Origin of the sequence: Kitasatospora sp. SUK 42 (genome assembly GCF_015776785.2) — a bacterium.
Lineage (GTDB): Bacteria > Actinomycetota > Actinomycetes > Streptomycetales > Streptomycetaceae > Kitasatospora.
Genome location: NZ_LFMD02000003.1, coordinates 540193 through 560636, shown reverse-complemented (window position 1 = coordinate 560636; position 20444 = coordinate 540193). Strand labels below are relative to the sequence as shown.

Genomic DNA, 20444 nt, shown 5'->3' with positions numbered 1-20444 from the left:
GCCTTAGTCAAGATCCACTCCGACGCCTCACCCCGGGAGAGACCGCGATGTACGTGTGCATGTGCCATGCGGTCACCGAGGACCAGGTGAAGAAGGCGATCGACGAGGGGGCGAGCACCCCCCGCCAGATCGCCCGGGGCTGCAAGGCCGGGACGGACTGCGGGTCCTGCGTCCGCCGGATCCAGGGGCTGCTCGGTGAGCACGGCGCCCGGCCCTGCCCGACCGCCCGGCTGGCCGCCAGGCTGGGCCTGGCCGAGCCGGAGTTCCAGGGCGCGCCGGCCCCCGCCGCCCCGGCGGCTCCGATCGCCCCGGTGGTCGCCCCCGCGGTGGCCCCGCTGCGGGCGGCCTAGCCGGAGCCGGGGGCCTCAGGTCTCCGGCTGCTCGATCACCTGCGCGATGTAGAGCGCCTCGCCGAGCTTCTCCAGCAGTTCCAGCTGGGTGTCGAGGTAGTCGATGTGGTGCTCCTCGTCGGCCAGGATGTCCTCGAAGATGTTCGCGGACGTGACGTCGTTCTTGGCCCGCATCACCACGATCCCGCGCTTGAGGCGGTCGATCGCCTCGACCTCGATCTGGCGGTCGGCCTCGAACATCTCCTTGACCGTCTGGCCGATCCGGACGTGGAACAGCCGCTGGTAGTTGGGCAGCCCCTCCAGGAACAGGATCCGGTCGGTGAGGGTCTCGGCGTGCTTCATCTCGTCGAAGGACTCGTGCCGGGTGTACTTGGCGAGCTTCGTCCAGCCGAAGTTCTCCTGCATCTTGGCGTGCAGGAAGTACTGGTTGATCGCGGTGAGCTCGGCCGTGAGCTGCTCGTTGAGGAACTCGATGACCTCCGGGTCGCCCTGCATGCTGCTGCCTCCCTGCGCTACGTCCTGCGGTGGGGTCCTGCGGTGTGTCCTGTGCTGCGCATCCTGGCACCGTGATGGGAAGAAATTCCAGTAAGTTCACACTCACTAGGACATGTGTCGGAATATCCGATTTGGGTGGAACTCGGTGGGCACGCGATCGACCCCTGAGTCGTACGGGCAGGGCGTGAATCAGCCCGAAGGGGCGCGCGCCGGGGCCCGGCCGCCGTCTGTCACCATGGAGCCATGGGTCAGTCCGAACAAGAACCGCTTCCGCCGTCTGACCCGAGGCTCCCCCCGGGCCAGCGCGTGCAACGCGGCTGGCCCGCCCTGCACTACGGGCCGGTGCCCCGCTTCAAGCCGCTGAGCTGGGACCTCCAGGTGTTCGGCGCCACCGCCTCGGCGGAGAAGCACAGCTGGGACTTCGACGCCTTCAACGCCCTGCCGCGCACCACCGTCGTCGCCGACCTGCACTGCGTCACCAAGTTCTCCGTGCTCGGCAACGAGTGGACGGGCGTGTCCGCCGCCCTGCTGCTCGACCTCGTGCCCCCGGCGCCCGGCGTCACCCACGTCATGGTCTGGGCCGAGTACGGCTACAGCGCCAACCTGCGGCTGGCCGACTTCGCCGACGCCCGCACGCTGCTCGCCACCCACCGCAACGGCGAGGCGCTGACCGCCGAACACGGCTTCCCGGTCCGGCTGGTGGTCCCGCAGCTGTACGCCTGGAAGGGCCCCAAGTGGGTGCGCGCGGTGGAGTACATGCGGGCCGACCGGCGCGGCTTCTGGGAGGAGCGCGGCTACCACAACCTCGCCGACCCGTGGCGCGAGCAGCGCTACTCCTACCAGGAGGGGCCGGGCGACGGGCCGCTGCGCTGAGCGGCCGCCGTCAGAACAGCGAGAACCTGATCGTCACCGCGGTGCGCTGCGGCCGCCGCTCGCCGGCCGCCGGGGACTGGCCGGACACCTTGACCGAGCCGAACACGTCCCACCCGGTGGTCTGCACGGTGAAGCCCGCGGCCTGGAGCGCCTTCTGCGCGTCGTCCTTGGTCATCCCGGAGACGTCCGGGACCGGCACCATGCCCTTGCTGACCACCAGCGAGACCGCGGCGTTCTCCTGCAACAGCTGCCCGGCCGCCGGTGAGCTGCTGATCACCGAGCCCTCGGGCACGCTGTCGTTGTAGGTCTCGGTCACGGACCCCCTGGTCAGCTGGGCGCCGGCCAGCGCGGCGGCCGCGTCGTCCGCGGACCTGCCGGTCACGTCCGGCACCGCGATCCGCTTGGGGCCCTTGGAGACGGTGACCGTCACCGAGTCGCTCTTGCGGGCACGCGCGCCCACCCCGGGGTCGGTCGAGATGACCTCCCCGGTGGGGACGGACTCGCTGAACGTCTCGACGAACCTGCCGTGCATGCCCTCCTTGTCCAGGATCCGCTGCGCCTCGCCCCGGTCCTTGCCGAGCACGCTCGGCACCGAGCCGTACAGCCCCTCGGAGATCCCGTAGGTGGCGCCGCCGACCGCGAGCGCCAGGGCGGTCAGCGCGGCGGTCCAGATCAGCGGCTTGCGGGGGAGGCGGCGCAGCGGGTTCGGCCGGCGCGTACGGACCGGGGTCGGCTCGTCGTACGGGCGGGGTTCGGTGAGCAGTTGGTCCATCAGCTCCGGCGACATGTCCAGCGCGCGGGTGCGCTCCGTCGGCGGGGCGTCGGCGGGCCGGGGCAGCGGCCGGATCACCGAGGTCGGCTCGCTGGTCGGGTAACGCGGGCTCGCCTGGGTGGAGGCCGGGGGTTCGGCGTCCAGCTCGGCCTGGGTGAGGGCGCGGCGGACCCTCTGGAGTGCGGCGAGCAGCTCGACCGCGTCGTACGGGCGGGCGTCGGCGGTCCGGGCGCAGGCGCCGGCGACTATGGCGTCCAGTGCCGGGGGGACGGCGGGGGCGATCAGCGAGGGGGCCGGGACGTCCTCGTGCAGGTGCTTGTACATCACCTGGACGGGGTTGTCGCCGGTGTGCGGGCGGCGGCCGGTGAGCATCTCGTACAGCAGGATGCCGGCCGCGTAGACGTCCACCCGCTGGTCGGTGGGGGCGTCCGGGAGGATCTGCTCGGGCGCCAGGTACGAGACGGTGCCCAGGACGGTGCCGTTGGTGGCGGTGCTGACCGAGGTGGGCGCGCCGTCGGCGGTGCCGAGCACCCGGACGAGGCCGAAGTCGGCGACCTTGACCAGGCCGCCCTCGGTGATCAGCACGTTCTCCGGCTTGACGTCCCGGTGGACCAGCCCGGCCCGGTGGGCGGCGCCGAGGGCGGCGAGCACGGGCTCCAGCACGTCCAGCGCGGCCCGGACGGACAGTGCGCCGCGGTCGCGCAGCAGGTCGCGCAGGGTGCGGCCGGGCACGTACTCCATGGCGAGGAAAACGTTTCCGCCGTCCGCGCCCTGGTCGAAGACGTTGACCACGTTGGGGTGGGTGAGCTTGGCGACGGCCTTGGCCTCGCGGATGAAACGGGCGGTGAAGCCCTCGTCCCCGGCCAGCTGGGGGTGCATCACCTTGAGCGCGACCACCCGGTCCAGCCGGGTGTCGGTGCCCTTGTAGACGGTGGACATCCCGCCGGTCGCGATGCGCTGCTCGACCCGGTACCGGCCGTCGAGCAGGGTACCGATCAGGGGGTCGTGCAATGCCATGTCCACTCGGAGGAGTCTAGTGGGGCGGGTGGATGCCGGCCCCGGAGGACACCGCCGCCGGGACCGGCTTGTGACATGCGTGACGGATTCAGAACGCCGGGCGCTCCCGGACGTCCAGGTCGGCGCGGCCGGCCATCGCGGAGGAGGCCTCGGCGTGGAAGCGGCGCGGGATGCGGCCGGCCCGGTGGGCGAGCCGCCCGGCCTCGGCCGCGTGCCGCATCGCCTCGGCCATCAGCACCGGGTCCTGGGCGCGGGTCACCGCGGAGGCGAGCATCACCGCCGAGCAGCCCAGCTCCATCGCCAGCGCCACGTCGGAGGCGGTGCCGGCGCCCGCGTCCAGGATCACCGGGACGCCGGCGCCCTCCACGATCAGCTGGAAGTTGTGCGGGTTGCGGATGCCCAGGCCGGAGCCGATCGGCGAGCCCAGCGGCATGATCGCCGCGCAGCCGACGTCCTCCAGCTTGCGGGCCAGCACCGGGTCGTCGTTGGTGTACGGGAGCACCGTGAAGCCGTCGTCGACCAGGGTCTCGGCGGCGTCCAGCAGCTCGATCGGATCGGGCAGCAGGGTGCGCTCGTCGGCGATCACCTCCAGCTTCACCCAGTCGGTGCCGAGCGCCTCGCGGGCCAGCCGGGCGGTCAGCACGGCCTCGCCGGCGGTGAAGCAGCCGGCCGTGTTGGGCAGCACCCGGATGCCGTTGCGGGTCAGTACCTCCAGGACGGAGCCCTGGGTGGTGGCGTCCACCCGGCGCATGGCCACGGTGGTCAGCTCGGTGCCGGAGGCGAGCAGTGCGCGCTCCATGACCTCCAGGCTGGGCGCGCCGCCGGTGCCCATGATCAGCCGGGAGGTGAAGCTCGTCCCGGCGATGGTCAGCAGGTCGTCGGCCATGGTCAGCCTCCCTGTACGGCGGTGAGGATCTCGATCCGGTCGCCGGTGTTCAGCGCCGTCCCGGACCACGAACTCCGCGGCACCACGGCCTCGTTGAGGGCGGCGGCGACGCCGGTGTTGGACCGGCTGACGGTGGCCACCACCTCGGCGAGGGTGGTCGCGGCGGGCACCCGGCGGGGCTCGCCGTTGACGGTCAGGGCGATCTCGGTCATGCGGAGGCCTTCGCGACGGGGGATTCGGAGGAGAACCGGATGGGCGTGAACGGCTGTGCCAGATCCGGGAGTTCGCCGGTGGCCAGGTACTCGGAGACCAGGTCGGCGGTGACCGGGGTGAGCAGCACGCCGTTGCGGTAGTGGCCGGTGGCGGCGACCAGCCCGGGCAGCGCGGTCGGGCCGAGCAGCGGGGCGTTGTCCGGCGAGCCGGGGCGTAGCCCGGCCGCGGTCTCGGCGAGCGGCAGTTCGGTGATCCCCGGTACCAACTCGTGGGCATCACGCAGGAGTTCGTACACCCCGCCGGCGGTGACGGTGGTGTCGTAGCCCTGCTCCTCGGTGGTCGCGCCGACCACCAGCTCACCGTTCTCCCGGGGGACCAGGTAGAGGTGCCGGCCGCGGACGACGGCGCGGACGTTGCGGGACAGGAACGGCCGGTAGGCGTCCGGGACGTGAAGGCGCAGGACCTGCCCCTTCACCGGGCGGATCGCGGGCAGCACGCCGTCGGGCAGGCCGGGCAGCCGGTGGCTGTGCGGGCCGGCCGCGAGCACGACCTGCTCGGCGGTCACCGTCTCCCGCGTGCTCAGCCGGGCACCGACCGCGCGGCCGCCGTCGACCAGCAGCTCGACGGCCTCGGCCCGGTGCAGCAGGACGTTCGCGCGCTCGCAGGCGGCGACCAGGGCGGCGAGCAGGCGCCGGGGATCCACCTGGTGGTCGTCCGCGACGTGCAGGCCGCCGCGCACACCGGGGGCGAGCATCGGCTCCAGCCTGCGGGCCTCCCGGCCGGTCAGCCAGCTGGAGTCCAGGCCCAGCCGCTGGTGGAAGGCGTGCAGTTCGCGCAGTTCCTCGCGGTCGTCGGAGTCCAGCGCGACGGCGATCGTGCCGCACCGGCGGTAGCCGGTGTCCCGGCCGCCGCTCGCCTCGGTGAGCTCGGCGGCGAACGACTCGTACCGCTGGTTGGAGGCCATGCCGAGGCGCAGCAGCGGCTCCTCGCCGTACTGCAGCTCGGTGACCGGGGCGAGCATTCCGGCCGCGACCCCGGCCGCCCCGCCGCCGTGGGCGGGATCGACCACGACCACGTTCCGCACGCCGCGCTGCGCGGCGCGCCAGGCGACGGCGAGGCCGATGACGCCCCCGCCGATCACCAGGACGTCGGCGTGGGCGCCTGATGGCAAGCGTGACAAAGCTGCTCTTCTCCCTTCGCCGGTATGACCCGGATCAGGTTCGGACGGTCGCGGGCCGTGCCAGCCCGCCTCTCAGCCCGGTACGCCGGGCTCCCGTGTGGTGCACCCACCTTAACGCCGGGGGTCGGCCCGGCCGAAGGCCCGTACGAAGGGTGGACGGCCCGGGACGCTCCGGCCGCGCTGAGTACAGTGACGGGCGTGGCAGAGCTGAGCGGAACGGATCAGGTGGTCGTCGTCGGGGCCGGGCTGGCCGGGGCGCAGTGCGCCCTGAAGCTGCGGCAGGGCGGCTGGGCGGGGCGCGTCGTGCTGGTCGGCGAGGAGCCGCACGCGCCGTACGACCGGCCGCCGCTGTCCAAGGACGTGCTGCTCGGCAAGGCCGACTCCACCACCCTGGACATCGACTTCGCACAGCTCGGCGTCGAGCTGCTCACCGGCCGCCGCGCCACCGGCCTCACCCCCGGCGTGCTGCACACCGACGGCGGCGACCTCCCGTACGGCTCGCTGGTGATCGCCACCGGCGCCACCCCGCGCGCCCTGCCCGGCGCCGAGCGGGCGCACCTGCTGCACACCCTGGACGACGCCCTGGCGCTGCGCGGGCTGCTGCGCCCCGGCCTGCGGCTGGTGCTGGTCGGCGCGGGCTGGATCGGTGCCGAGGTGTCCACCGCCGCGCGGCAGGCCGGCTGCGAGGTGACCGTGGTCGAGGCCGGCCCGGCGCCGGTGCCGGGCGCGCTGCCGGCCGAGGTCGGCGCGGCGATGGCCGCCTGGTACGCCGAGGCCGGGGTCGACCTGCGCTGCGGGGTCGGCGTGGCCGCCGTCGAGCCGGGGGCGGTCCTGCTGGCGGACGGCTCGCACCTGCCCGCCGACGAGGTGCTGGTCGGCGTCGGTGCCCGGCCCGCGACCGGCTGGCTGGCCGGCTCCGGTGTGGAGCTGGACGCCGCCGGCGCCGTCCTGGTGGACGAGCGCCTGCGCACCTCGCTGCCCGGCGTGTTCGCGGCCGGGGACTGCGTCAGCTACCCCTCGGCGCGCTCCGGTGCCCGGCTGGCCGTCCAGCACTGGGACCACGCGCTGCGGTCCGGCGAGGCCGTGGCCGCCGCCGTGCTCGGGGCGGAGGAGCCGTACGACCCGGTGCCGTACTTCTGGTCCGAGCAGTTCGGCCGGATGGTCCAGTACGTCGGACGGCACGCCGAGGGCGACGAGCTGCTGTGGCGCGGCGGCCCGCAGGACGCCGAGTGGTCGGTGCTCTGGCTGCGCGACGGCGTGCCGAGCGCCCTGCTGGCCGTGGACCGGCCGCGCGACCTGACCCAGGGGCGGAAGCTGATCGAGCGCGGCACGGCGCTGGACCGGGCCCGCGCGGCGGACCCGGCGGTGCCGCTGAAGGGGGCCGTGGCGTAGGGGCCTGGTGCGCGGGAGGGTTCAGAGGTGGCAGGCTGGTGCCGTGAGTGAGATCGATGCCAAGACTGACGCCCTGGTCCCCGAGTGGCTGTACCTGCCCGACATCTCCGAGCGGTGGGGTGTGCTGGTCACCGAGGTCCGCAACATGGTCAAGAAGGGTGACCTGATCGCGGTGCGCCGCGGTCCCAACAAGTCGCTGCAGGTCCCGGCGGCGTTCATCGACGACGACGGCCCGGTCAAGCACCTGGTCGGACTGCTGACCGTGCTGCGGGACAGCGGCCTCTCCGACGAGGAGATCATCGAGTGGATGTTCACCGAGGACCCGTCGCTGCCCGGCAGCCCGGTGCAGGCGCTGTGGGAGAACCGCGCCACCGAGGTCAAGCGCCGCGCCCAGGCCATGGCGCTGTGACGACCGACCCGCGGGCCCGGCTGGCCGACGCCCGGCTCTACCTGTGCACCGACGCCCGTCGCGAGCAGGGCGACCTCGCCGAGTTCCTGGACGCGGCGCTGGCCGGCGGGGTGGACATCGTCCAGCTCCGCGACAAGGGCCTGGAGGCCAGGCAGGAGCTGGAGGCCCTGGAGGTCTTCGCCGACGCCTGCCGCCGCCACGGCAGGCTGCTGGCCGTCAACGACCGCGCCGACGTCGCCCACGCGGCCCGGCCGGACGTGCTGCACCTCGGCCAGGACGACCTTCCGGTGCCGGCCGCCCGGGCGATCCTCGGCGACGAGGTGCTGATCGGGCGGTCCTGCCACGCCGAGTCCGAGGTGGACGCGGCGATCGCCGAGCCGGGCGTGGACTACTTCTGCACCGGCCCGGTCTGGCCGACCCCGACCAAGCCGGGCCGCCCGGCGCCGGGCCTCGGCCTGGTCTCGTACGCGGCGAAGCAGGCCACCGACCGGCCGTGGTTCGCCATCGGCGGGATCGACCTCGGCAACCTCGACGACGTGCTGGCCGCCGGGGCCCGCCGGGTCGTGGTGGTCCGGGCCATCACCGCGGCGGAGGACCCGCGGGCGGCCGCCGCCGAACTGTCCCGGCGGGTGCGCGCGGCGGTGTGACCGCCGCAGGGCGCGCCTCGGGGCCGCCGCCGTCCGCCGGTGCTGTCAGTACTTGCGGACGGTGGCGGCCTCGGCCAGCGCCAGCAGCACCGTACGGGCCCGTTCGTCCGCGAGCGGCGCCGCCTCCAGCGCGGCCAGCGACTCCCGCATCAGCTGCTCGATCCGCTGCTCCACCAGCTCGGGCGCGCCGCTGCGGGCGACCAGGTCGCGCAGCGCGGCGACCTCCTCGGCCGCCAGGTCCGGCGCGCCGAGGCGGGCGTCCAGGTGGCGGGCGTCGGCGGCGGGCAGGGCGCGCATCGCGTGCGCGACCAGCAGGGTGCGCTTGCCCTCGCGCAGGTCGTCCCCGGCCGGCTTGCCGGTGACGGCCGGATCCCCGAAGACGCCGAGCAGGTCGTCCCGCAGCTGGAAGGCCTCGCCCAGCGGCAGGCCGAACGCCCCGAGGGCCTCGACCAGCTCCGGCCCGGCCCCGGCGAGCAGCGCGCCGACCTGGAGGGGGCGCTCGATGGTGTACTTCGCCGACTTGTAGTGCAGGACGGTCCGCGCGCGGTCCAGCGCGCCCTCGTCGGTGGAGTCCCCGGCGACCGGCTCCAGCACGTCCAGGTACTGGCCGAGCATGACCTCGGTGCGCATCAGGTCGAAGACCGGCTTGGCGGCCAGCACCGCGGCCGGCTCCAGGCCCGAGCGCAGGAACAGCTCGTCGCACCAGATCAGCAGCAGGTCGCCGAGCAGCACCGCCGCCGAGGCGCCGTACTGCTCGCGGTCGCCGCGCCAGCCGCTGGCGCGGTGCAGGGCCTCGAAACGGCGGTGGATCGAGGGCAGGCCGCGGCGGGTGTCGCTGCGGTCCATCAGGTCGTCGTGCACCAGGGCGCTGGCCTGCAACAGCTCCAGCGCGGCCGCCGCGTTGGCGATCCCCTCGCCGCCGGCGGGCCCGCCGGCGGCGCGCCAGCCCCAGTAGCAGAAGGCCGGGCGCAGCCGCTTGCCGCCGTCCAGCAGGAAGTCGCGCAGCGCGTCGGCGGCGGGCACCAGCTGCGGCGAGATCCCGCCGAGCAGTGCGGACTGGCCGTCCATGAACGCGGCGAGGGCGGCGTTGACGCGGATGCGGACGTCCTCCACGTCAATGGGGTTGGCCGGCCGGGTGCTGGACGAGGTCACGATGAGGCTCCGCTGGTTCGCTGGGGTGCAGCAAGCGTAGCGGGATGGCTGGAACCGGACGTGCGAGTGGCTGCCGGGGCGGGTGGGGAACGGAACCGGAGGGGCATCCATTGCTTGTCCCACATGGTGGAACCGAGTTGTCCGGCCGCTTTGAAGGCCGGATAACCTGCCAGCATGGCACTCGGCATCGCTTCCACGAGATCGGATCGCGCACTGACGGTCCGCGAACTCCTGGCGGCCGGAAAGCGCTCCTTCTCCTTCGAGTTCATGCCCCCGCGCACGGAGGTCGGTGAGCAGAAGCTCTGGGACGCCATCCGGCGCCTTGAGCCGCTGGACCCGAACTTCGTCTGCATGACGTACGGTGCCGGCGGCTCCTCGCGCGAGCGCACCGTCAACATGGTCGGCCGGATCGCCACCGAGACCACGCTCACCCCCGTCGCCCACCTCACCGCGGTGGACCACTCGATCGCCGAACTGCGCAACATCATCGGCCAGTACGCCGACCAGGGGGTCCGGAACGTCCTCGCCGTCCGGGGCGACCCGCCCGGCGACCCGAGGGGCGAGTGGGTCAAGCACCCGGATGGCGTCACCTACGCGTACGAGCTGGTGGAGCTGATCAAGGGCATCGGCGACTTCTGCGTCGGCGTCGCGGCCTCGCCGAACATGCACCCGCGTTCGACCGACTGGGACGAGGACATCCGGCACTTCGTCGCGAAGATCCGCGCCGGCGCCGACTACGCGATCACCCAGATGTTCTTCGAGGTGGACGACTACCTGCGGCTGCGCGACCGGGTCACGGCCGCCGGCTGCGAGGCGCCGATCATCCCGGAGATCATGCCGGTGACCAACGCCAAGCAGCTGGAGCGCTTCCCGCAGCTCAGCGGCTCGGCCTTCCCGGCCGACCTGGAGGCGCGGCTGCGGGCCGTCATCGACGACCCGGCGGCGCTGCGGGCGATCGGCATCGAGCACGCCACCGCGATGGCCGAGCGGCTGCTCGCCGAGGGCGCGCCCGGTCTGCACTTCATCACGCTCAACCACTCCACGGCGACGCTGGAGATCTACCAGAACCTGGGCCTGCACCAGCGCTGACCCGAGCCCTCCAAGGGGTGTTCACGAGCCCGTCACCGTTCGAACGGTGACGGGCTCGGTCGTGTGCGGCCGGTGCCGCCGGGCCCGGGAACGCGATGCGGTACCCCGGCCGTTGAACCGGTACAGTCGCCGCACACGCGCGGCGCGCGCGGGCACGCGACTGGAGGTAGCGCGCGGATGGGCATCGGATACCTGCTGCTGTACGCCGCGTTGGCGGTGGTGGCGCTCTGGCTGGTCGCCGAGGTGCTGCTGCAGAACCGGGCGCCGCTGCACTGGCGGGCGCTCGCCCTGGCCGGCTTCCTCGGTGTGGCCGCCGGGATGGCCCTCGGGTCGGTCGTGGTGATCGGCGCCGGAGCGGGCCTGTTCGCGGTCGGCCAGGCCTTCGTCACCCTCTCCGTCAAGCGCGGCTACCAGGCCGGCTGGTCCCTGCGGAAGGCCGACGGCAGCCTGCCCGGTCCGCTCGCCAAGGTCCCGCTGCTCGGCGCCCTCACCGGCGGCGCGGCGGCGGTCGCGGCCGTCGAGGCTGCGAAGCCGCGGGTCGGCGAGGTCAGCGCGGTCGAGGAGGCCCCGGTCCCGGTCCCGTCGGCGGAGACGGCCGCCGAGTCCGTCCCCGAGGTCGAGCAGACCGCCGCCTTCGAGATGCAGGAGCTCGCCCAGGACGGCGTCTACGCCCCCTCCTACTACGAGCAGCAGCAGGCCCAGCAGCAGCCGCAGGACCCGTACGCCGCCGCCTACCAGTCCGGCTACGACCAGCAGCAGTGGCAGACCCAGCAGCAGCCCGCCTACGGCTACGACCAGCAGTCCTACGGCGGCTACCCCCAGCAGCAGGACCCCTACGGCGGCTACCAGCAGCAGCCCCACGACCCGTACGCGGGCTACCAGCAGCAGCCCCAGCCGTCCGCCTGGGACCCGAACGCCCAGCAGCAGTGGCAGCCCCAGCCCGACCAGCAGACCCAGGGCATCCCGCAGCAGGCGACGTACGACCAGAACTACGGCTACCAGCAGCAGAACACCTGGCAGCAGGGCTGAGCCGGGCGGCCCGGCGCTACGCCGGGCCGATCAGGCCGGCGGCGATGCAGGCGGACATGCCGACGCGGGCGAGCCCGCCGCCCGGGTGGGCGCCGCCGCCGATCAGGTAGAGGCCGGGCACGGGGGACTCGTTGGCGGCCTTCAGGCCGGAGGACGGGGCGGGCGAACCGGCGAGCACGGGCTGGGCGACCGCGCCGAACAGCGCGCCGGTCTCCCGGCGGGTGTCCTCCGGGGTGCGCACGACCCGCCACAGCACCCGCTCGCGCAGGCCCAGACCGGCCGCGTCGACGTGGGCGAGCAGCCGGTCGGCGTAGTGGTCGGCGAAGCCGGGCGCGGTCCAGTCGACGTCGTCCTGGGCCGGAACGGTCGCGGTCAGTACCACGCTCTCGTGCGCGTCGTCCGGCCGCAGCGCCGGGTCGTCGGGGCGGAGCACCTGCACGGTGGGGCGCTCACAGGGCGGCCCGGAGAGGCTGAGGGCGTTCTCCTCGGCGGCCGGGTCGGCCGCGTGCACCACCGTCCGGTGCACGGTGCCCTCGGGGCGGGGGCCGCGCAGGGCCAGCAGCACGCTGAAGCGGCCGGGCACCTCGACCGGCTCCCAGTCCTCGGGCCGCATCCCCGGCCAGTCGGCCAGGCCGTGCCGGAACAGGGCGCCCGTGTCCATCGCGGAGACCACCAGGTCGGCGTCGATCCGGCCGTCCGCCGTCTCGACGCCGCGCGCCCGGCCCTCCTCGACGATCACCCGGGTGACGGGCGTGTCGAAGCGGAACTCGACCTTGCGCAGCTCACAGCGCCGGTACACCGCGTCCGCCAGGGCGCGCAGCCCGCCCTTGACGTACCAGACGCCGAAGGACTGCTCCATGTACGCCAGCACGGCGGCCCCGGCCGGGGCCTGCCCGGGCGGCAGGCCGTAGCGCAGCGCGGGCTCGCCCAGCAGGGCGGTCAGGCCGGGGTGGCCGCCGAGCTGCCGCCGGGCCACGGTGTCGAGGGTCCACGGGACGGGCTTGCGCAGCCGGGCCAGGCCGGTGCGCGGAGGGACGGGGTACGGGTCGGTGCGCAGCGGCGTCGGGTCGGCCGGGAGGGGCTCCTCCAGCAGGGGGCGACGGGTGGCCTCCCAGACCGCGCGGCCGCGGTTCATCACCTCGCTCCAGAGGGCGCCGGAACCCGCGCCGAAGGCGGCGTCCAGGGCCTGGCTGACGCCGCCGCGCGAGGCGTTGGGCAGGCTGACGGCGGTGCCGTCGGGGAACAGGTGCCGGCTCTCCGGGTCCACCGGCGCCAGTTCGACCAGCTGTTCCAGCGGCTCCTTGCCGGTCTTCAGCGCGAGGTCGCGGTAGACGGCGGGGAGCGTGAGCAGGCCGGGCCCGGTGTCGAAGGCGAAGCCGTCGCGCTCGTAGCGGCCGACCATGCCGCCGTACGTGCCGCCCGCCTCGCAGACCGTCACCCGGTGACCGAGGGTCGCCAGCCGGGAGGCCGCCGCGAGCCCGCTCATTCCTGCGCCGATGATGACGATCTTTGCCATGGCACCCGATCCTAGGGCTGCCCGGCGTACGAACCCGCCTCGGCCGCCCGGGCGGCCCGGCGTTCGCGGCGGCGGGCGCGGAAGGCGCGGATCCGGCTGATCGCCAGCCACACCAGCAGCAGGCCGGCGGCCAGCAGTACGGCGGCGATCGAGGCGGCCAGCCAGGGGTGGAAGATCGCCAGGGTGACCAGGCCGGCCACCGAGAGGTCCTCCAGGAGGCTGACCACGATGTTGCTGGCCGGCTCGGGCGAGGTGTTGACGGCCATCCGCAGCGAGGCCTTCACCAGGTGGGTGACCAGCGCCGTGGTGCCGCCCATCGCGCCCGCCGCGACCTCGTTGAGCGAGCCCGGGTCGGTGCTCGCGAGCAGCGCGCCCACGACGGCCCCCGCGATCGGCCGGACCACCGTGTGGACGGCGTCCCAGACGGTGTCCACGTACGGGATCTTGTCGGCCACCGCCTCCAGCAGGAACAGCACGGCCGCCGCGACCAGCACGTCGGTGCGCTCCAGGGCGTGCGGGACGGACTCCGCCCCGGCGAAGCGGCCCAGCAGGCCGAGCAGCAGCACCACCGCGTACGCGTTGATGCCGCTGGCCAGTCCGCTGGTGAAGATCAGCGGCAGGACCGTCATCGCGTCCTCCTCCTCGCACTCCCGGTCCGCGCATCCGCGCGGTTCGCGGACCGGGGCCGGACCGCCCCGGCTCCGCCGTACCGTACCGGGACCCTGGGACGCCCCGGGCCGCCGCGCCGGTTCCGACCCCGGGACCTGGACCGGGCCGGGACTCGGGAGCGGGGCCGGAATCGTCTGAGTACGGATACTCAGATCCGCGGTTGAGTACCTCAGCGGATGGCCCCCCGACCTGCCGGGACGGGAAAGTGGTGGCACCCGGGAGGGCGGCGCGTCGGGCGCCGGGCCCCCCGGGGTGGCGGATCCGTCCGTCCTCTTCGGCCGGGAGGGCCCGGGGGGACGGCGGCGGATGGTCCGCCACGGGTGCCGGTCACGGGCCCCGCACCGCCGGCACGGGGCGGCGGAGCGGGCCGGGGGGAGACCGGCCACTGAACGGGGGAGTTCGCCTTCGCCGCCCGGTGGGGGGCGGCGGGGGTGAGGGCACACGGCGGCGGCGCGGCACCGGGGGAGGTCCCGCGCCCGCCGCCGGTACGCCCGAGCGCCGCTGCGCCACTTCGCCGCTGCGCCGCTGCACGGACACGCCGCTTCACCGTTGCGCCGACCGGGCGATGAGCCGGGGCCGGATTGTCAGTGGTGCCGTTCACGATGGGGGAGCACGGACCACCCGGTCCGCGCGCTGCCTCGGAACGGGGGAGACCATGACCATCAGCCATCCTGAGCCCGTCACCGCCCGCCTCCACTCCGCCGCCCTGCCGTACTCCCCGGGTCCCTCCGGTGACCGCTCCGCCAGCCGGGACGTCCACCCCGTGCTGCGCCGGGTCGCCGCCCCGCCGGCCGCCCTCGATCTGCTCGCCGACGCCCACCGCACGCTCGTCCGCGCTCGCGCGCTGGAGGACCCGCTGGAGCGCTACGCCACCGCCCACCTGGCCGCGCTGCGCACGGTGGCGGCCGTGCTGGCCGTGCGCGGACGGCCCGAGAAGAGCCCGCGAAGGCGCAAGGCCATCCGCAGCGCCTGGGAGGTACTGCCCGAGGTGGCCCCCGAGCTGGCCGAGTGGGCGGTCTACTACGGCGCCGGCGCCCGCCGCCGGGCCGCCGCCGAGGCCGGGATCCGGGGCGCCGCCTCGGCCCGCGACGCCGACGACCTGATCCGCAACTCCGCCCTGTTCCTGCGCCTGGTCGAGCGCCTGCTCGGCCTGCACGCGGCTCCGCCCGCGCCGCGGCTGCCGCTGGACGGCGAGGAGCCCCGGCCGTGAACGGAACGGCGACCCGTCGGCCGTGAACGGCGGGACACCCGTCACTTAAGGTGGAGGCATCCTGATCGATCTGCACGTGCCAAGGAGCCCGATCTTGTACCCGACGCGTCCCCGCAGTGCCCTGCGTACCGCCGTGGTGTGGGAGGTGGTGCGGGCAGCCCTCGAAAAGCGGGCGGCCGAGCTGGACCAGCCGGTGCTCGACGTGGTCGACACCGGCGGCGGCACCGGCAACTTCGCCGTGCCGGTGGCCAGGCTCGGCCACCGGGTCACCGTGGTCGACCCGAGCCCGGACGCGCTGTTCGCGCTGGAGCGCCGGGCCGCCGAGGCCGGGGTGACGGACCTGGTGCGGGCCGTCCAGGGCGACACCCAGACGCTGCCCGAGCTGGTCGCCCCAGGCACCGTGGACGCGGTGCTCTGCCACGGCGTGCTGGAGGTCGTGGACGATCCGGCCGAGTCGCTCCGCAGCCTGGCCGGGACCTTGCGCGAGGGCGGCCTGGTCAGCCTGCTGGCCGCCAACCGCAACGGTGCCGTGCTGGCCCGCGCGCTGGCCGGCCACTTCAACGAGGCCCGTACGGTGCTCTCCGCCGAGGACGGCCGCTGGGGCGAGCAGGACCCGATGCCGCGCCGCTTCACCGGCGAGGAGCTGAACCGGCTGGCCGAGGGCGCGGGCCTGCGGGTGGAGTCGGTGCACGGCGTACGGGTCTTCGCCGACCTGGTGCCCGGGGTGCTGGTGGACACCGAGCCGGGCGCGATGGACGCGCTGCTGAAGCTGGAGGCGGCGGCCGCCGCGCAGCCCGCCTTCCACGCCGTGGCCACCCAGCTGCACCTGCTGGCCACCCTGGCCTGATCCCCCGCGCCGGCCCCCGGTCGGGCCCCAGCCCGATCCCGGTCCGGATCCCTCCGGGGCCTCCCGCCGCCGTACGTTTCGCACACCGTCCGGCGGGGGTTCGGCTCCCGGACGACTGCCGGACACCCGGGCTCCTCCCCGGTGCGCTCGCGAACCTCCCCAGGTCCGGGCCCATTCCATTCGATCGGGCACTTGTCCGGGTCGTCCGGCGTTGAGACGGGTGCGGCCCCGCCCGGTCGAAGTGGCCCGTCCCACGCGGCGCAGACCACCCCGTAACGGGCCCACGGACCGTATGATCTGGGTAAAGCCGGAAAGCATGACAGCCGGATGCGTGGGGCATATGGACGACACGGGCCGGGTTCCCCCGCACAGGCGTCCGACCGTGTGCCCGATGGCTGATTGGACTTGCCGCCCCGACGCGGGGTGGCGGACCGGTCGCACCCGCGACCGACGAGTAGGAGGACTCCGTGCCGCTCTCGGAGCACGAGCAGCGACTGCTCGACCAGATGGAGCGAGCGCTGTATGCCGAAGATCCCAAATTCGCGTCAGCGCTTGAGGGAACCGGGCTGCGCACCTACACCCGTCGGCGGGTCTACCTGGCCGTCGCCGGTTTCGTGGTGGGGATCGGCCTGCTGATGGGCGGCATGGTCGTTCCGGATCAGATCTGGGTCAGCGTCGTGGGCTTCCTGGTGATGCTCGGGTGTGCGGTGTTCGCCGTGACCGGCTGGCGCCGCGGGCCCGCGAGCCAGGGCTCCGGCCCCCGTCAGGCCGCCGCCCCGCGCCGCAAGGCCGGGATGATGGACCGGGTGGAGCAGCGCTGGCAGCGTCGCCGGGACGAGCAGGCCGGCGGCTTCTGAGGGAGTCCTCCTCAGCCGTAAGGTTCGTGGAACGAGCGCCGGGGCGGGCAGTCGACCGACTGCCCGCCCCGGCGCTTCGTGTTCCCGCCGCCCCTCAGGACTCCGGGGTGGACCGCTTGCGCCTGGTGAACACCCGCCGCACCGGGCCGGTGACCGCCTCGACGGCCCGGCCGATCCGGGTGCCGACGGCCGCCCGGGCCGCCCGCACCGCGTCGGAGGTCCGCCACCACAGCTGCGCCGAGGACGGCGGCAGCAGCACCGCGCGGGCCCGACCGGCCCGCCCCGCGCCGGCCTGGAGCCCGCGCCGGGCGGCGCGCACGTCGGCGGCCAGCGGAGCCGTGGTGACCTGCCCGGGCGGGGCGTAGAGCACCCGCTCGGCGGCCAGCGCCAGCCGTCCGGCGGCGGCCGCCGAGTCCGCGTCCAGGTGCGCCGTCTCGGTGATCCGGCGGGCGGCCGAGCGCGGGGTGCGTGACTCGTCCGGGGGAATTCCGACGTCCCAGGCGGAGTCGACCAGCTCGTCCCAGGCGGCCAGCACCTGGGCGTCGGTCAGCTCGGCCGGGCCGTCCCCGCCGGGCCGGCGCCGCCCGCCGGCGCCGAGGCGGCGACGGCGCAGGGCCGTGCGCCAGAACATCGGGACGAGCAGCAGTGCGATCACCGCGAGCACCGCGGCCAGGGTGCCGAGCACCTGTCCGGACAGCAGCCAGGACTCCTGGGAGGCCTGCGAGACGGTCCTGCCCTTCGATCCGCACTCGCCCAGCTGGCGCTGCTTGGCGGTGCAGTCCGTGCTGGCGGTCGGCACCGGGACGGCCGCCGAGCTGGAGGCGGCGGCGGACGGCTGCTGGGTGGGCGCGGTGGTCGGGATGCTGGACGACTCCAGGTAGCGGGCCGGGACGCCGCGGCTCGGGGTCGGCTCGAAGCGCATCCAGCCGTAGCCGGAGAAGTACAGCTCGGGCCAGGCGTGGTACATCTGGCCGGTGACCGAGTAGACGTTGCCGCCCTTGCTGTTGCCGGGGGTGAAGCCGACCGCGACCCGGGCCGGGATCTTCAGCTCCCGGGCCATCGCCGCCATGGTGGAGGCGAAGTGCACGCAGAAGCCCCGGCGGTCGCGGAGGAAGACCGCGATCGCGTCGCCGCCGGTGCCGCCCGGGATGTTGGTGTCGTACGTGAACCGCGGGCCGGTGAACCAGTTCACCAGCGCCGTCGCCCGGTCGTAGTCGTTCCGGGCGTTGGCGGTGACGGCCCTGGCCTGCTCGGCGACCACCGGCGGCAGGTCGGACGGGACGGCGGTGTACCGGTCCCGGATGTCCGACGGGGCGGGCGGCGCGGTGCGCAGCTCGTCGGCGGTGGGCCGCAGGTCCAGCGCGGAGACCTGGTACCGCAGGCCGCGCATCGCCTTGTCGGTGGCCGGCACCACGGTGCGGGTCAGCGGGTCGAGCTTCCAGTCGCCGCGGTTGGGCACCTGCACGGTGGCCGCCGGGTACGGCATCGGCAGCCAGCTCTTCTCCAGCGGGCCGCTGATCTGGAAGTCGCCCTCGACCCGGGGGACGTTGGCGTCCTTGAGGCCCTCGGGGCTGGGCAGGTTGACCGGGAGGTCGTTGACGGTGGTGCTGCTGAGCTTCCAGTTGACGCCGTCGAACTGGTCCAGCGAGCCGGTGCGCAGGTAGACCTGGTCGGCCAGATCGCTGTCCAGGGTGTAGGTGAGCAGCTCGGTGTCGGTCGGCTTGGAGAGCGCGGCCTCCAGGCTGACCAGCGGGTCGAGGCTGGTCGCCACGGTGCCGGAGGAGCCGCCCTTGCCGGACGTGCCGCCGGAGTCGGAGTGCAGCAGCCCGCCGTCCCAGCGCGGCAGGAAGACCGGCAGCAGCAGCGCGAGCGCCAGTGCCAGCATGCCGACCTGCCGACCGCCGGGGTTGACCTGGCCGGAGCCCGTCGCGTCGCGAGGACCCCCGTGGAAGACCCGGCCCCAGCGGGAGACCCGGTCCTGGCCCTCGGCGAACAGCAGCACCAGGTAGCCGAGCGCGGCGAGGCCGAACCAGAACCAGCTGCCGTGGTCCCCGGCCAGGCCGTTGCCGACCGAGTACAGCGCCAGCAGCGGCAGCCCGGCCAGCGCCGAGCGCCGGTAGGTCACCGCGATGGTGTCCACCAGGACGGCGATCGCACCGACCGCGGTGACCAGGATCAGCCGCAGGCCCTGGGTGGGAGGCGCCGGGATGGCGTACTCCCTGATGTCGTCGAGGCCGGTGGAGAAGACCTGGCCCAGTGTGTGCATCGAGACCGGTCCGGGCAGCACGCTGCCGCCGAAGCCGATCACCATCAGCAGGAACAGCACCAGCAGCTGCGCGACCGGAACCGTCCAGCGGTACAGCGGGAGGCGGCGCAGGCCGGCGCCGACCGCCCCGATCACGGCGATCACCAGGACGGCGTGGGTGAGCCAGCTGCGCGTGGTGAGCAGCGGGATCATGCACAGCGCGGCGAGGGCGGTGGCCAGCGCCGAGTACACGGTCAGTTTGGCCCGGGTGGTCACGCGCCGGCCTCTTCTCGGTAGGGGGCGGTCGTCTTGGCGCCGTCGGCGGCCCGCCACAGGTCCGGTACGGAGTCGCCGGCCCGGACCGGCAGGACCGTCCAGCCCGCCTCGCGCAGCTGCCGGACCCGGTCGCGGAACTCGTCGCCGCCGGTGTTCGGGGCGAGCATCCGCAGGCCGGCCCAGGTGCCGGTGTCGATCAGGAAGGCGACCGCCCCGCCGGTACGGCTGCGCAGCCGGGCCAGCCGGGCGGTCTGCGCCTCGTCCAGCTCGCCGAGGACCGCGACCAGCAGGCCCTCGCCGCCGGCGCGCAGCGGCTCCTCGGCGCGGGTGAGCCCGCTGCCGTCGGACAGGTCGGCTACCGCGAGGGCGTCCAGGATCAGCCCGGAGGTGTCGGCGGCGTTGTTGTGGCCGCCGGTGCCGGGGCCGGGCACCCACTGGCCGGTGTCGGTCAGCAGCCGGGTCTGGTAGCCGCGCTCCAGCAGGTGCACGGCGACGGAGGCGGCGCAGCTGACGGCCCACTCGAAGGAGGAGGCCGGCCCGCTGCCCCGGTGGCCGATCTCGCGGGTGTCCAGCAGCACGGTGGCCCGGGCCTTCTGCGGCTGCTCCTCGCGGCGCACCATCAGTTCGCCGTACCGGGCGCTGGAGCGCCAGTGGACCCGGCGCAGGTCGTCGCCGGGCCGGTACTCGCGCAGGATCACGTCGTCGTCGCCGGCCAGCGCCAGCGCGCGGGTGTGGCTCTCGCCCTGGCCGACCCACTCGCCGCTGAGCCGTACCTGCGGCAGGGTCTGGACCTGGGGGACGACGGTGAGCACGTCGGCGGCGGTGAAGGCGCGGTTGACCTCGCACATCCCGAACGGGTCGGACAGCCGCAGCTGGAGCGGCCCGAGCGGGTAGCGCCCGCGCAGGTCGGAGCGGACCCGGTAGGAGACCTCGCGGAAGCCCTGCGGCTCGACCCGGTCCAGCACGAAGCGCGGGCGCGGCCCGAGCACGTACGGGACCTTGTCCTCCAGGAGGAGCAGCCCGGTGGGCACCCGGGAGACGTTGTCGACCCGCAGGTGGACCCGGGCCTCCTGGCCGGCGATCGCCCGGCGCGGGCTGAGCCGGCGTCCGCTGGCCACCCGGTAGCGGGTGTTGGCGACCACCAGGGCGGCCACCAGCGGCAGCCCGGCGAGCAGCACGCCGACGCGCAGCAGTGCGTCCTGGTCGAGCAGGTAGGCGCAGAGCATCGCGGTCAGTCCGGCCGCGAGGAAGGAGCGGCCCCGGGTGGTGAGGCCGCGGAGTCCGGCCCGCAGCCCGCCCGTCTGGTCGGACGAGGCCACC

20 protein-coding genes and 1 riboswitch are annotated in these 20444 nt (G+C 74.5%); of the genes, 10 read left to right on the top strand and 10 right to left on the bottom strand.

The window, feature by feature from the left end:
* The first annotated feature begins 47 nt into the window (after nt 1-47).
* Nucleotides 48-350, top strand: a complete 303-nt coding sequence (locus RZ50_RS12205; protein WP_196949445.1) for a bacterioferritin-associated ferredoxin — start codon at nt 48-50, stop codon at nt 348-350.
* 15 nt (nt 351-365) lie between these two features.
* Here RZ50_RS12205 and bfr read toward each other — a convergent pair whose 3' ends face one another.
* On the bottom strand, nt 366-845 hold the full coding sequence (bfr, locus tag RZ50_RS12200; protein WP_196949444.1) for a bacterioferritin: 480 nt from the start codon (nt 843-845) through the stop codon (nt 366-368).
* 243 nt (nt 846-1088) lie between these two features.
* On the opposite strand from bfr, the gene RZ50_RS12195 reads away from it, so the two are divergent.
* A complete protein-coding gene (locus tag RZ50_RS12195) occupies nt 1089-1718 on the top strand; it encodes a sulfite oxidase-like oxidoreductase (protein WP_196949443.1) in 630 nt (209 codons plus the stop codon).
* A gap of 10 nt (nt 1719-1728) precedes the next feature.
* On the opposite strand, the gene pknB is transcribed toward RZ50_RS12195, so the two are convergent.
* The 4 genes from pknB to thiO form a co-directional block, all read right to left on the bottom strand.
* Complete coding sequence (gene pknB / locus RZ50_RS12190; RefSeq protein ID WP_196949442.1) at nt 1729-3507, bottom strand: Stk1 family PASTA domain-containing Ser/Thr kinase; 1779 nt, start codon at nt 3505-3507, stop codon at nt 1729-1731.
* An 88-nt stretch (nt 3508-3595) separates the two neighbouring features.
* Nucleotides 3596-4393: a thiazole synthase gene (locus RZ50_RS12185; RefSeq protein ID WP_196949441.1), complete on the bottom strand. Its 798-nt coding sequence runs from the start codon at nt 4391-4393 to the stop codon at nt 3596-3598.
* A gap of 2 nt (nt 4394-4395) precedes the next feature.
* A complete protein-coding gene (thiS, locus tag RZ50_RS12180; protein ID WP_196949440.1) occupies nt 4396-4605 on the bottom strand; it encodes a sulfur carrier protein ThiS in 210 nt (69 codons plus the stop codon).
* Entirely contained in the window at nt 4602-5777 is a 1176-nt protein-coding gene (gene thiO, locus RZ50_RS12175) for a glycine oxidase ThiO (protein WP_196949439.1), read from the bottom strand. The genes thiS and thiO overlap by 4 nt, the downstream gene beginning before the upstream one ends.
* A 3-nt stretch (nt 5778-5780) precedes the next feature.
* Nucleotides 5781-5893, bottom strand: a riboswitch (TPP riboswitch).
* Between the two features lie 82 nt (nt 5894-5975).
* Between thiO and RZ50_RS12170 the strand changes: the two genes are divergently transcribed.
* From RZ50_RS12170 to thiE, 3 genes are read left to right on the top strand one after another with little or no spacing between them, the layout of a single operon-like run.
* Complete coding sequence (locus tag RZ50_RS12170) at nt 5976-7178, top strand: NAD(P)/FAD-dependent oxidoreductase (RefSeq protein ID WP_196949438.1); 1203 nt, start codon at nt 5976-5978, stop codon at nt 7176-7178.
* A gap of 43 nt (nt 7179-7221) precedes the next feature.
* Complete coding sequence (locus RZ50_RS12165) at nt 7222-7587, top strand: Rv2175c family DNA-binding protein (protein WP_196949437.1); 366 nt, start codon at nt 7222-7224, stop codon at nt 7585-7587.
* Nucleotides 7584-8234 carry a thiamine phosphate synthase gene (gene thiE / locus RZ50_RS12160; RefSeq protein ID WP_196949436.1) on the top strand — a complete coding sequence of 217 codons (651 nt, stop codon included), beginning with the start codon at nt 7584-7586 and terminating at the stop codon, nt 8232-8234. The genes RZ50_RS12165 and thiE overlap by 4 nt, the downstream gene beginning before the upstream one ends.
* Before the next feature lie 45 nt (nt 8235-8279).
* Here thiE and RZ50_RS12155 read toward each other — a convergent pair whose 3' ends face one another.
* Complete coding sequence (locus tag RZ50_RS12155) at nt 8280-9386, bottom strand: polyprenyl synthetase family protein (RefSeq protein WP_308271601.1); 1107 nt, start codon at nt 9384-9386, stop codon at nt 8280-8282.
* A 174-nt stretch (nt 9387-9560) separates the two neighbouring features.
* Here RZ50_RS12155 and metF point away from each other — a divergent pair, with 174 nt between their 5' ends.
* Entirely contained in the window at nt 9561-10475 is a 915-nt protein-coding gene (gene metF / locus RZ50_RS12150; RefSeq protein ID WP_196947950.1) for a methylenetetrahydrofolate reductase [NAD(P)H], read from the top strand.
* 177 nt (nt 10476-10652) lie between these two features.
* Nucleotides 10653-11504: a hypothetical protein gene (locus tag RZ50_RS12145; RefSeq protein ID WP_196947949.1), complete on the top strand. Its 852-nt coding sequence runs from the start codon at nt 10653-10655 to the stop codon at nt 11502-11504.
* Between the two features lie 16 nt (nt 11505-11520).
* On the opposite strand, the gene RZ50_RS12140 is transcribed toward RZ50_RS12145, so the two are convergent.
* Both RZ50_RS12140 and RZ50_RS12135 read right to left on the bottom strand, forming a co-directional pair.
* A complete protein-coding gene (locus RZ50_RS12140) occupies nt 11521-13020 on the bottom strand; it encodes an NAD(P)/FAD-dependent oxidoreductase (RefSeq protein ID WP_196947948.1) in 1500 nt (499 codons plus the stop codon).
* Nucleotides 13021-13031: 11 nt separating this feature from the next.
* Nucleotides 13032-13649 carry a DUF4126 domain-containing protein gene (locus RZ50_RS12135; RefSeq protein ID WP_196947947.1) on the bottom strand — a complete coding sequence of 206 codons (618 nt, stop codon included), beginning with the start codon at nt 13647-13649 and terminating at the stop codon, nt 13032-13034.
* Between the two features lie 701 nt (nt 13650-14350).
* Here RZ50_RS12135 and RZ50_RS12130 point away from each other — a divergent pair.
* The 3 genes from RZ50_RS12130 to RZ50_RS12120 all read left to right on the top strand — a co-directional run bounded on the left by RZ50_RS12130 (nt 14351) and on the right by RZ50_RS12120 (nt 16603).
* Nucleotides 14351-14899: an SAV_6107 family HEPN domain-containing protein gene (locus RZ50_RS12130; protein ID WP_374199944.1), complete on the top strand. Its 549-nt coding sequence runs from the start codon at nt 14351-14353 to the stop codon at nt 14897-14899.
* 91 nt (nt 14900-14990) lie between these two features.
* Entirely contained in the window at nt 14991-15746 is a 756-nt protein-coding gene (locus tag RZ50_RS12125) for a methyltransferase domain-containing protein (protein WP_196947953.1), read from the top strand.
* A gap of 467 nt (nt 15747-16213) precedes the next feature.
* A complete protein-coding gene (locus RZ50_RS12120; RefSeq protein ID WP_188305497.1) occupies nt 16214-16603 on the top strand; it encodes a DUF3040 domain-containing protein in 390 nt (129 codons plus the stop codon).
* Nucleotides 16604-16697: 94 nt separating this feature from the next.
* Here the strand turns inward: RZ50_RS12120 and RZ50_RS12115 are convergent, their stop codons facing one another.
* Nucleotides 16698-19124: a DUF3488 and transglutaminase-like domain-containing protein gene (locus RZ50_RS12115; protein WP_196947945.1), complete on the bottom strand. Its 2427-nt coding sequence runs from the start codon at nt 19122-19124 to the stop codon at nt 16698-16700.
* Entirely contained in the window at nt 19121-20443 is a 1323-nt protein-coding gene (locus RZ50_RS12110; RefSeq protein ID WP_308271600.1) for a DUF58 domain-containing protein, read from the bottom strand. Before RZ50_RS12110 ends, RZ50_RS12115 begins: the two co-directional genes overlap by 4 nt.
* Nucleotide 20444: the final 1 nt, after the last annotated feature.

What these genes read in the sequence shown, in the direction of transcription:
- RZ50_RS12205 (WP_196949445.1), top strand. Translation starts at nt 48, where the DNA reads ATGTACGTGTGCATGTGCCATGCGGTCACCGAGGACCAGGTGAAGAAG.
- bfr (WP_196949444.1), bottom strand. Translation starts at nt 845, where the DNA reads ATGCAGGGCGACCCGGAGGTCATCGAGTTCCTCAACGAGCAGCTCACG.
- RZ50_RS12195 (WP_196949443.1), top strand. Translation starts at nt 1,089, where the DNA reads ATGGGTCAGTCCGAACAAGAACCGCTTCCGCCGTCTGACCCGAGGCTC.
- pknB (WP_196949442.1), bottom strand. Translation starts at nt 3,507, where the DNA reads ATGGCATTGCACGACCCCCTGATCGGTACCCTGCTCGACGGCCGGTAC.
- RZ50_RS12185 (WP_196949441.1), bottom strand. Translation starts at nt 4,393, where the DNA reads ATGGCCGACGACCTGCTGACCATCGCCGGGACGAGCTTCACCTCCCGG.
- thiS (WP_196949440.1), bottom strand. Translation starts at nt 4,605, where the DNA reads ATGACCGAGATCGCCCTGACCGTCAACGGCGAGCCCCGCCGGGTGCCC.
- metF (WP_196947950.1), top strand. Translation starts at nt 9,561, where the DNA reads ATGGCACTCGGCATCGCTTCCACGAGATCGGATCGCGCACTGACGGTC.
- RZ50_RS12145 (WP_196947949.1), top strand. Translation starts at nt 10,653, where the DNA reads ATGGGCATCGGATACCTGCTGCTGTACGCCGCGTTGGCGGTGGTGGCG.
- RZ50_RS12140 (WP_196947948.1), bottom strand. Translation starts at nt 13,020, where the DNA reads ATGGCAAAGATCGTCATCATCGGCGCAGGAATGAGCGGGCTCGCGGCG.
- RZ50_RS12135 (WP_196947947.1), bottom strand. Translation starts at nt 13,649, where the DNA reads ATGACGGTCCTGCCGCTGATCTTCACCAGCGGACTGGCCAGCGGCATC.